The following is a 9,171-nucleotide window of genomic DNA, read 5'->3' as shown; positions in this document are numbered from 1 at the left end:
GCCCCGCCGCCGTCCCGGAGGTCTCGATGACCCAGCCCGACCCGTTCGCCCCGCCGTCCGGCGCCGCCCCGCGCGAGACGACCCCGGCGACGCCACCGGCGACCGCGCCCGCGGCCCCGCCGCAGCCGCGGTTCGGCGCGTACGCGCCGCCCGGGTACACGCCGCCGTCGGCGGGCGCGCCCGCGGTCCCGGCGGGCTGGGCCCCGCCGGTACCCGCGCCGGCCGCGCCGACGGGCCTCGCGACGGCCGCGGTGGCCCTCGCCGTGGCCTGGTGCGCGATCCAGGTGGTGCTCCTGGCCGCCTCGTTCCAGGCGGTCGCGCCCTACGAGGCGGCGCTCGCGGCGGGCGGGTCCCTCCTGGAGGTCTCGACGCCGTACGACGAGCTCGGCAACCTCCTCCTGCCGCTCCAGGTCGCGGCGTTCGTCGTCGCGTGCCTCTGGCTCCAGCAGTGCCGTCGCGCCGCGGTGGTGCTGTCCCCGACGGTCCGGCAGGTGCGCGGGCCGGTGTGGGTCTGGCTGGGCTGGGCGGTCCCCGTCGTCTCCCTCTGGTTCCCGTTCCAGGTGGTGCGCGACGTGCGCGCCGCCGTGGTGGGCGGGCGGACGCCGGGCCGCCTCGGCTGGTGGTGGGCGTGCTGGCTCGTCGGCCTGTGGGCGTCGAACCAGGCGGCCTTCTCGTCCCTCGGTCTCGCCTCGCGCGACCCGGAGACCATCCCCGTGTTCGAGGGCCTCGCCACCGTGGCCGTGGTGGCGGGCGGCCTGCTCTGGGTCGGCCTGGTGCGCGAGATCACAGGGGGCCTGCGGGCCCGGCTCGCCCCGGTCGCCTGACCGGCGGTCACGGGCCCTTACGCTGCCTGGCATGACCCCATCGCCGTCGACCTCACCCTCGTCGACCCCGACCTCGTCGACCGCGCAGCGACCCCCGCGCGCCGAGCTCCACCTGCACCTGGAGGGCACCCTCGAGCCGGAGCTGGCCTTCGCGCTCGCCGAGCGGAACGGGATCGCCCTGCCGTTCGAGGACCCGGCCGCGCTGCGCACCGCGTACGCCTTCACCGACCTGCAGTCGTTCCTGGACCTCTACCACGCGACGTCGCAGGTGCTCCGCACGGCGGAGGACTTCGCGGACCTCACGGTCGCGTACCTGCGCCGGGCCGCGGCGGGCGGGGTGCGGCACGCGGAGCTCATGGTGGACCTGCAGACTCACGTCGCGCGGGGCGTGCCCCTGGCGGAGGTCGTGGGCGGCGTGACGCAGGGCCTCGAGGCCGGCGAGGCCGAGCTGGGCGTCAGCGGCCTGCTGATCGCGGCCTTCCTGCGGCACCGGCCGGGGGCGGAGGCGGAGGAGCTGCTCGACGACCTCCTGGCCCTCGACGCGCCGGTCGCCGGCGTCGGGCTCGCGTCCACCGAGGTCGGGTTCTCGGCCGCCCCGTTCGCGCCCGCGTTCGCGAAGGCCGCCGCGCACGGGCTGCGGCGCACGGCGCACGCGGCCGAGGAGGGCCCGGCCTGGCACGTGACCGAGGTCCTGGACGTGCTCGGCGCGGAGCGCGTGGACCACGGCATCCGCGCGCTCGAGGACCCGGACGTCGTGGCGCGCCTGGTGCGCGACCAGGTCCCGCTCACCGTGTGCCCCGTCTCCAACGTGCGGCTGCGTGCCGTGCCGTCCCTCGCCGAGCACCCGCTTCCGGCGATGCTCGAGGCGGGCCTGAACGTCTCGCTGAACTCCGACGACCCGTCGTACTTCGGCGGTTACGTCGACGAGGTCGACGATGCCGTGACCGCGCAGTTCCGCCTGACCCGCGACCAGCGCGCCGACCTCGCGGCGGCGTCGTTCCGCGGGTCGTTCCTGCCGGCCGGGACGGTCGCGCGCCACGTGGCCGACGTCGAGGAGTGGCGCCGGGCGGGCTGAGCAGCGCGTCCGGACCCCATGCCTCAGCGCGCGAGCAGCGCGGGGCCGACGGCGCCCGCGGCGGCGTCGTAGCGTGCGGCGCGGGCGGGCTCGTCCCCGGGCAGCAGCCCGGCGAGCTCGAGCGACACGAGGCCGTGCACGAGCCCCCACAGCCCGACGGCGACGGGCTCGGCGTCGGTGGGCCCGACGCCGAGCACGCGCGCGGAGGCGGCGAGCAGCACACGGAAGGTGGGCTGCTCGGTGGCGGGCGGGGCGTCGGCGCCGGGACGCACGGCGCGGTCGAACATCGTCCGGTAGAAGTGCGGGTCGGCCAGCGCGCTGCGCCGGTACGCCACCCCGAGGGCGCGCAGGTCGGCGACGGGGTCGTCCGTGCGCGGGACGGCGGCCAGGTGCGTGGCGAACCGGCGGAAGCCCTCGGCGCTGACGGCGGCGAGCAGCTCCTCGCGCGAGCCGAACAGGGCGTAGACCGCCGACGCGCTGGTGCCGGCGGAGGCCGCGACCGACCGGACCGTCACGGCCTGCTCGCCCCCCGTGGAGAGGGCTTCGGAGGTGACCTCCAGCAGGCGGGTGCGCAGGGCGTCGTCGTGCAGGCGGGGGCGAGCCATGCGGCGAGCGTAGACCCCTTGACGCGCGTTTGCGAACGGTGTTCCATAACATTGTTCGTAAACGTTCCGACGCCGTCCCCGTCACCGGAGGTCCCCGTGCTCGAGCTCACCGACGCCGCCCGCAGCACCGCGGGGGTCGTCCTCCTGACCGTGGTCGGCATCGAGTCCGGCGGCTGGTTCCTCGTCAAGGTGGTCACCGGGAAGGCGCCCGCGACGCCGTTCCAGACGTCCTTCTTCCGGGCGGGTCACGCGCACGCCGGGGTCCTCGTCATCCTCGGGCTGCTCTGCGTCGTCCTGGCCGAGGCGACGGACCTCGTCGGCGTCTGGCGGTGGGTCGCCGCGACCGGCGTGCTGGTCGCCGCGATCCTCCTGCCCGCCGGCTTCTTCCTCTCCGCCGTGGGGGCGGGGCGCACGTCGCCGAACCGGGCCGTCCTGCTGCTCCCCGCCGGCGCGGTCGTCCTCGCCCTCGGCGTCGTGACGCTGGCCGTGGGGCTTCTCACAGCCGGCTGAGGGCCCGCCCGGCGGCGGCAACACGCGCCCGGGACCTGCGGCGTCGCGGCCCGTGGCGCGGGTACCGTGGGGGCATCATGGCGACCCGGACACCCGCCCGCAGAATCACCGGGACCCCGATCACCGGGACTGCGCGGGGGACTTCGCGAACGGGGCGGACCGCATCCGTGGCCGCCCCGACCCGGCGCGCGCCCGCCCGGTCGTCCTCCACCCGGTCGTCGGGCAAGGGGTCGGGCCGGAGCCCGGGCCGGGGCACCGGCACGCGCAAGCAGCCGGCACGACGACCGGTACGGTCGGGCCCGTCGGGCCAGTCGTGGCCCGTCCGGGCGGTGCGCGGCCTCTACCTGGGCGTCGCGCACGGGATCGGCGGCCTGACCCGCAGCATCACCAAGGGAGCAAGAGACCTGGAACCCGAGCACCGCCGAGACGGCGTCGCCTTCTTCCTCATCGCCCTCGCGCTGGTCGTGGCCGCGCGCGAGTGGTGGGGGATCTCCGGCACCTTCGGCACCGTCGTGCACGCCGTCGTCGCCGGCACCGTGGGGCTGGCCGGCGTGGCCGTCCCCGTGCTGCTCCTGTGGCTGGGGTTCCGCGTCATGCGGCACCCCGAGCGGGGGCAGGCGAACTCCCGCGTCGCGATCGGCCTGATCTTCGTCGTCGTGTCCGTGTGCGCGCTCGTCGCGATCGCGGAGGGCACCCCGGCCCCGTCCGACGGCTTCGAGGCGCTCCAGGACGCGGGCGGCATCATCGGCTACCTGGCCGCGACCCCGGTCGTGACCGGGCTGACCGAGTGGGTCGCCGTCCCGCTGTTCCTGCTCCTGGGCTTCTTCGGGCTCCTGGTGGTCACGGCCACCCCGGTGCACCGCATCCCCGAGCGGCTGCGGGGCCTGTACGACCGACTCACCGGCAACCACCGCCCCGACGAGGCCGTGGACGACGACGGGCTCGCGCTCGCCGAGGGCGTCTCCCGGCACGACGGCACCGACCCGGCGCCGCGCAAGAAGCGCTCCCGCAGGACGAAGGCGGAGCGTGCCGCGGAGGCGGCCGCCGCCGACGGACTGGACGGGTACGCCGGCGACGAGGCGTTCGAGAAGGCGGCCACGCTCGAGAAGGAGGCCGCCGGCAAGGGGGCGAAGGCCGGCCGAGGCAAGGCCACCCAGCGCGTCGGCGCCGCCGCGACCGCGCCCACCGAGGCCGTCGCCGCCGTGGCGCCCGACGAGCCCGCCCCCGCGCCCGCCGGCGACCTGCCGCCGATGGGCCGCGCCGAGCAGCCGATGCTCGACGGAGACACGGTCTACCTGCTGCCCAGCGAGGAGTCGCTCGGCAAGGGCGCGCCGCACAAGACCCGGTCCGCGGCGAACGACCGCGTGGTCGAGTCGCTGACCAAGGTCTTCGAGGACTTCGGCGTCGACGCGCAGGTGACGGGCTTCACCCGCGGGCCGACGGTCACGCGGTACGAGGTCGAGGTCGGTGCGAAGACCAAGGTCGAGCGCATCACGTCGCTGTCGAACAACATCGCGTACGCGGTGGCCAGCGCGGACGTGCGGATCCTGTCGCCCATCCCGGGCAAGTCCGCGATCGGCATCGAGATCCCGAACTCCGACCGCGAGACGGTCGTGCTGGGCGACGTGCTGCGCTCGTCGGCGGCCCGCCGCACCGAGCACCCGATGGTCATGGGCGTGGGCAAGGACGTGGAGGGCGGCTACGTCGTCGCGAACCTCGCGAAGATGCCGCACATCCTCGTCGCGGGCGCGACCGGCGCCGGTAAGTCCAGCTTCATCAACTCGCTGATCACGTCGATCCTCATGCGCGCGACGCCGGAGCAGGTGCGCCTGGTGCTCGTCGACCCCAAGCGCGTCGAGCTGACGATCTACGAGGGCATCCCGCACCTCATCACGCCCATCATCACCAGCCCCAAGAAGGCCGCCGAGGCCCTCGACTGGGTGGTCCGCGAGATGGACGCCCGCTACGACGACCTCGCGACCTTCGGCTACAAGCACGTGGACGACTTCAACACCGCCGTCCGGGCGGGCAAGGTGAAGCCGCTGCCGGGTTCGGAGCGCAAGATCGCCCCGTACCCGTACCTGCTGGTCGTCGTCGACGAGCTCGCCGACCTCATGATGGTCGCGCCGCGAGACGTCGAGGCCTCGATCCAGCGCATCACCCAGCTCGCGCGCGCCGCCGGCATCCACCTGGTGCTCGCCACGCAGCGGCCGTCGGTGGACGTCGTCACGGGCCTCATCAAGGCGAACGTGCCGTCGCGGCTCGCCTTCGCGACCTCGTCGCTGGCCGACTCGCGCGTCGTGCTCGACCAGCCGGGCGCCGAGAAGCTCATCGGCCAGGGTGACGCCCTCTTCCTTCCCATGGGCGCGGCCAAGCCCATGCGCGTGCAGGGCGCGTGGGTCACCGAGTCCGAGGTGCACAGCGTCGTCGAGCACGTGAAGGAGCAGCTCAAGCCCGTCTACCGCGAGGACGTCACCGCGCCGGCGGCGGCCAAGAAGCAGGTGGACGAGGACATCGGCGACGACCTCGACCTGCTGCTCCAGGCCACCGAGCTCGTGGTGACCACGCAGTTCGGCTCCACGTCGATGCTCCAGCGCAAGCTGCGGGTGGGGTTCGCCAAGGCGGGCCGCCTCATGGACCTGCTCGAGTCGCGCGAGATCGTCGGCCCGTCCGAGGGGTCGAAGGCGCGCGAGGTGCTGGTGACCCCGGACGACCTGCCGTCCGCGCTCGCCCTCATCCGCGGCGAGACGCCGCAGGCGTACGACCAGGACGCCGACGGCGGGTCCGCGGACGGCGGCGCGGCGGACCCGTACGCCGACGGCACCGGCGGGCACGCCCCGCCCGTGGCGAAGGACTACCACGACGACGCCGACACCGACCCGGAGAACGGCTGGCGCTGAGGGTCGGGGTCAGTCGTCGCGGGGGAGCACCTCGGGCGGCGGGCCCGTGGCGACGGGCGGTTCCTGTCGTTCCGGGGCGACGTCGCCCACCGCGTCCCGGACCCGGTCCTCGCGGGCCTCGAGCTCGCCGGCGGACAGGGTGGTCGTGCCGGGGTCGTCCAGGGCGTCGGGGAGCGCGACCACGTCGTGCCCGCCGCCGATGTCCACGGTGGTCCCCGTCCAGGTCACTCCCGTCACGCGCGCGGGGTCGTCCGGGGTGTCCTGGGTCAGGGTCGCCGTGAGCAGGACGCCGTTGCTGGTCCGTGCGTCGCAGCACGCGGCGCTCTGGTTCGACAGCAGGTTGCCGAGGCCGTAGGCGACCCACATCCCCTCGCCGTCGGGGCCCTTGCCCACGCGGTCGATCCGCTGGGGCACGTGCGCGTGGTGCCCGATGACGAGGTCGACCTCGCCGGACCGGGCGAGCCGCCGCACGACGTCCTCCTGCTGGTCGGTCAGCGTCTCGGTGTACTCGACCCCGGCGTGCAGGCTCACGACGACGACGTCGGCGCCCTCGTCGCGGGCCTGGCGGGCCTGCCGCACGAGGCGGTCGGCGTCGATGAGGTCGACCGCCCAGGGCGCGTCCGCGGGCATCGGGAGCCCGTTGAGCCCGTAGGCGGCGGCAAGGTGCGCGACCGTGATCTCCCGGCCCTCGCGGGTCAGCACGTACCGCTGGGGCTCGTCCTGCTGCGTCGCGCTGCGGGCCGTCCCCGCGAACCCCATCCCGGCGGCGGTCAGGCGCCGGATCGTGGCGGTCACGCCGTCGTAGCCCCGGTCGACGGAGTGGTTGGAGGCCGTCGAGCACCCGTCCCAGCCCTGCTCCTCGAGGTCGCGCACCAGCCCCGGGGGCGCACCGAAGAGCGGGTAGCCGCTGGGGTCGGTGCCCTTCGGCGCCACCGGGACCTCGAGGTGGCACAGCGCCAGGTCGGCGCCCTGCACCCAGGCGTCGAGGCCGTCCAGCAGGGGGGTGAAGTCGGCGTCCCGCGGCCCGCCGGCGGACCTGACGACCGGGTCGTGCGTGAGGAGGTCGCCCGCGGCCAGCAGGGTGAGCTCGACCGGCCGGGGGGTCGGGCTCGGGGTCGGCGACGGGCTCCGGACGGGGGACGCACCCGCCGACGGCGCGTCCGCGCCAGGGGTGGGCGCGGTCCCCGCGCCCCCGAGCCCCCCGGCGGCGAGCACCCCGCCGACGCCGAGGGCCGTACCGCACAGCGCGGCGAGGACGACGAGACGTCGTCGTGAGGGTCGTCCGTCGTCGGACGCGTGGCGCGGCACGCGAGGAGAGTACTGCCCGCGCGGCCTGCCGGCCCACGGGCGTCCGACGCCCGTCGCCCCGATAGGGTGGGTCGGTGGTCAACGAAGCGCCCTCGCCCTGGAACGTCGCCAACGCGGTGACCCTCGTGCGCATCGCGCTCGTCCCGGTGTTCGCCTGGACGCTGCTCATGGAGGGTGGCGACTCCGTCACCTGGCGCCTCGTGGCGACGGGCGTGTTCGTGGTCGCCGCCGTGAGCGACCGCGTCGACGGCTACCTGGCTCGGTCGCGCAACCTCGTGACCGACCTCGGCAAGATCCTCGACCCCATCGCGGACAAGGCGCTCGTGGGCGCGGCCCTGATCCTGCTCTGCTGGCCGCTGGGCGAGCTGCCCTGGTGGGTGCCGACCGTCATCCTCGCGCGCGAGCTGGCCGTCACGGTGCTGCGGATGGTGGTGCTGCGGTACGCCGTGATGCCGGCGTCGCGCGGCGGCAAGCTGAAGACGGTGCTGCAGGCGGTCGCGATCACGCTCTTCCTGCTGCCCCTGGCGGCCCTCCCCGGCGTCGTGCACGTCGTGGCGTGGATCGTGCTGTGGGCCGCGATCGCGGTGACCGTCGTGACCGGGGTCGACTACTTCGCGCAGGGGGCGCGCCTCCTCGCGGCCGGCCGGCGTGAGGCCGGGCCCAGGCCCGCCGCGTGACGCAGGGCGGCGAGGGACGGGTGCCGCCGACGGAGTCGGGGACGGGGCTGCTCGCGCGGGCGGTGCTCGACGGCGCGCGCGCCCGGGGCTGGACGCTGGCCGCGGCGGAGTCCCTCACCGGCGGGCTGGTCGTGGCGACCCTCGTCGACGTGCCGGGGGCGTCGACCGTCGTGCGCGGCGGCGTGGTCGCCTACGCGACCGACCTCAAGGCCGCGGTGCTCGGCGTCGACCCGGACCTCCTGGCGCGACGAGGGCCGGTGGACCCCGAGGTCGCCGGCCAGATGGCGTCCGGCGTGCGCCGGGCGCTGAGCGCCGACGTCGGCCTCGCGACCACCGGCGTCGCCGGGCCCGACCCGCAGGACGGGCACGCGCCGGGCGAGGCGTACGCCGCCGTGAGCACCCCGGCGGGCGACCGGGTGCTCCGCCTCGACCTCGCCGGCACCCGCGCCGAGGTGCGGTCCGGCGTGGTGCGGGCCGTGCTGACCCTGGCGCTCGAAGCCTGGGGCGACCCGGCGTCCGCGGCGACGCCCCGCCGCACGACAGGCCTGTGAAGGGTGCGTGACGAGCCTGTCGCGGGTCGTGACCGCGGGAACAAGCCCCCGGGTGCCCGCGTTGCGAAGGGTGTGATGACCGACAGGGCACGAAGCCGTCTCGATGCGCGCCACACCAGGCCGGGCATGCCGCGCGCGCGGTACGGTAGTGCCACCCCTGCAGCCAGGGGAACGACAGGACGGACGAGGAACCCGGTCACGACCGGTCCGGTGCCGGGACGATCGGACACGGAGAGGGGGCGCGAGATGGTCGTACTGCGACGTGAGATCGGCGACGTGCTGCGCGACGCGCGGCAGCGCCAGGGGCGCACCCTGCGTGAGGTGTCGTCCGCAGCGAGGGTCTCGCTCGGATACCTGAGCGAGGTGGAGCGCGGGCAGAAGGAGGCGTCGTCGGAGCTGCTGGCGTCGATCTGCGAGGCGCTCGACGTACCGATGTCCCTCGTGCTGCGTGAGGTCAGCGACCGGATCGCGGTGGCCGAGGGCCTGCACATCCCCGACACGATCCCGGCGGACGTCTACGCCGGGTTGCTCAGCCGTGCGGGCGAGCCGCGCGACGCCGAGTCGATGCGAGGAGACCTCGCACCGGTCGGCTGACCAGGACCCACAACTCGGACCCACAGCTTCAGATCCGCAGCTTCAGATCCACAGTTGCTCCAGATCCACAGCTGCTCCAGATCCACAGCTGCTCCAGATCCACAGATCCGGCCCCGCGGGCGTTGCC

Annotated in this window: 9 protein-coding genes; 7 read left to right on the top strand and 2 right to left on the bottom strand. The window is 75.3% G+C overall.

The features are described from left to right. Both ACFQ80_RS22085 and add read left to right on the top strand, forming a co-directional pair. Positions 1-824, top strand: an 824-nt coding sequence (locus ACFQ80_RS22085; RefSeq protein ID WP_430565149.1) for a DUF4328 domain-containing protein, incomplete at its 5' end; no start/stop codon positions are given. Positions 825-855: 31 nt separating this feature from the next. Continuing rightward, the gene (add, locus tag ACFQ80_RS22080) at positions 856-1,899 is read left to right on the top strand and encodes an adenosine deaminase (protein ID WP_430565148.1); all 1,044 of its coding nucleotides are present in this window, start codon (positions 856-858) and stop codon (positions 1,897-1,899) included. Between the two features lie 23 nt (positions 1,900-1,922). Here add and ACFQ80_RS22075 read toward each other — a convergent pair whose 3' ends face one another. Next, positions 1,923-2,504 (bottom strand): TetR/AcrR family transcriptional regulator, encoded by a 582-nt coding sequence (locus ACFQ80_RS22075; RefSeq protein WP_430565147.1) that lies wholly within the window; start codon positions 2,502-2,504, stop codon positions 1,923-1,925. Positions 2,505-2,600: 96 nt separating this feature from the next. On the opposite strand from ACFQ80_RS22075, the gene ACFQ80_RS22070 reads away from it, so the two are divergent. Further along, positions 2,601-3,014 (top strand): hypothetical protein, encoded by a 414-nt coding sequence (locus ACFQ80_RS22070; protein WP_430565146.1) that lies wholly within the window; start codon positions 2,601-2,603, stop codon positions 3,012-3,014. Positions 3,015-3,091: 77 nt separating this feature from the next. Continuing rightward, the gene (locus ACFQ80_RS22065) at positions 3,092-5,914 is read left to right on the top strand and encodes a DNA translocase FtsK 4TM domain-containing protein (RefSeq protein WP_430565145.1); all 2,823 of its coding nucleotides are present in this window, start codon (positions 3,092-3,094) and stop codon (positions 5,912-5,914) included. Positions 5,915-5,923: 9 nt separating this feature from the next. On the opposite strand, the gene ACFQ80_RS22060 is transcribed toward ACFQ80_RS22065, so the two are convergent. After that, on the bottom strand, positions 5,924-7,222 hold the full coding sequence (locus ACFQ80_RS22060; RefSeq protein WP_430552600.1) for a CapA family protein: 1,299 nt from the start codon (positions 7,220-7,222) through the stop codon (positions 5,924-5,926). A gap of 74 nt (positions 7,223-7,296) precedes the next feature. Here ACFQ80_RS22060 and pgsA point away from each other — a divergent pair, with 74 nt between their 5' ends. From pgsA to ACFQ80_RS22045, 3 genes are all read left to right on the top strand, one after another. Then, entirely contained in the window at positions 7,297-7,899 is a 603-nt protein-coding gene (gene pgsA, locus ACFQ80_RS22055; protein ID WP_430552601.1) for a CDP-diacylglycerol--glycerol-3-phosphate 3-phosphatidyltransferase, read from the top strand. Then, positions 7,896-8,450: a CinA family protein gene (locus tag ACFQ80_RS22050; protein ID WP_430565144.1), complete on the top strand. Its 555-nt coding sequence runs from the start codon at positions 7,896-7,898 to the stop codon at positions 8,448-8,450. Before pgsA ends, ACFQ80_RS22050 begins: the two co-directional genes overlap by 4 nt. Positions 8,451-8,696: 246 nt before the next feature. Then, positions 8,697-9,044 (top strand): helix-turn-helix domain-containing protein, encoded by a 348-nt coding sequence (locus tag ACFQ80_RS22045; RefSeq protein ID WP_430552602.1) that lies wholly within the window; start codon positions 8,697-8,699, stop codon positions 9,042-9,044. Positions 9,045-9,171: the final 127 nt, after the last annotated feature.

This window comes from Isoptericola sp. NPDC056578, assembly GCF_042793275.1.
Taxonomy (GTDB): domain Bacteria; phylum Actinomycetota; class Actinomycetes; order Actinomycetales; family Cellulomonadaceae; genus Isoptericola.
Note: the sequence above shows the minus strand (reverse complement) of the source record. Positions and strands in the feature narration are given on the sequence as shown.

Coding starts and splice junctions, on each gene's coding strand:
- ACFQ80_RS22075 (WP_430565147.1), bottom strand. CDS start 2,504: ATGGCTCGCCCCCGCCTGCACGACGACGCCCTGCGCACCCGCCTGCTG.
- ACFQ80_RS22065 (WP_430565145.1), top strand. CDS start 3,092: ATGGCGACCCGGACACCCGCCCGCAGAATCACCGGGACCCCGATCACC.
- ACFQ80_RS22045 (WP_430552602.1), top strand. CDS start 8,697: ATGGTCGTACTGCGACGTGAGATCGGCGACGTGCTGCGCGACGCGCGG.
- add (WP_430565148.1), top strand. CDS start 856: ATGACCCCATCGCCGTCGACCTCACCCTCGTCGACCCCGACCTCGTCG.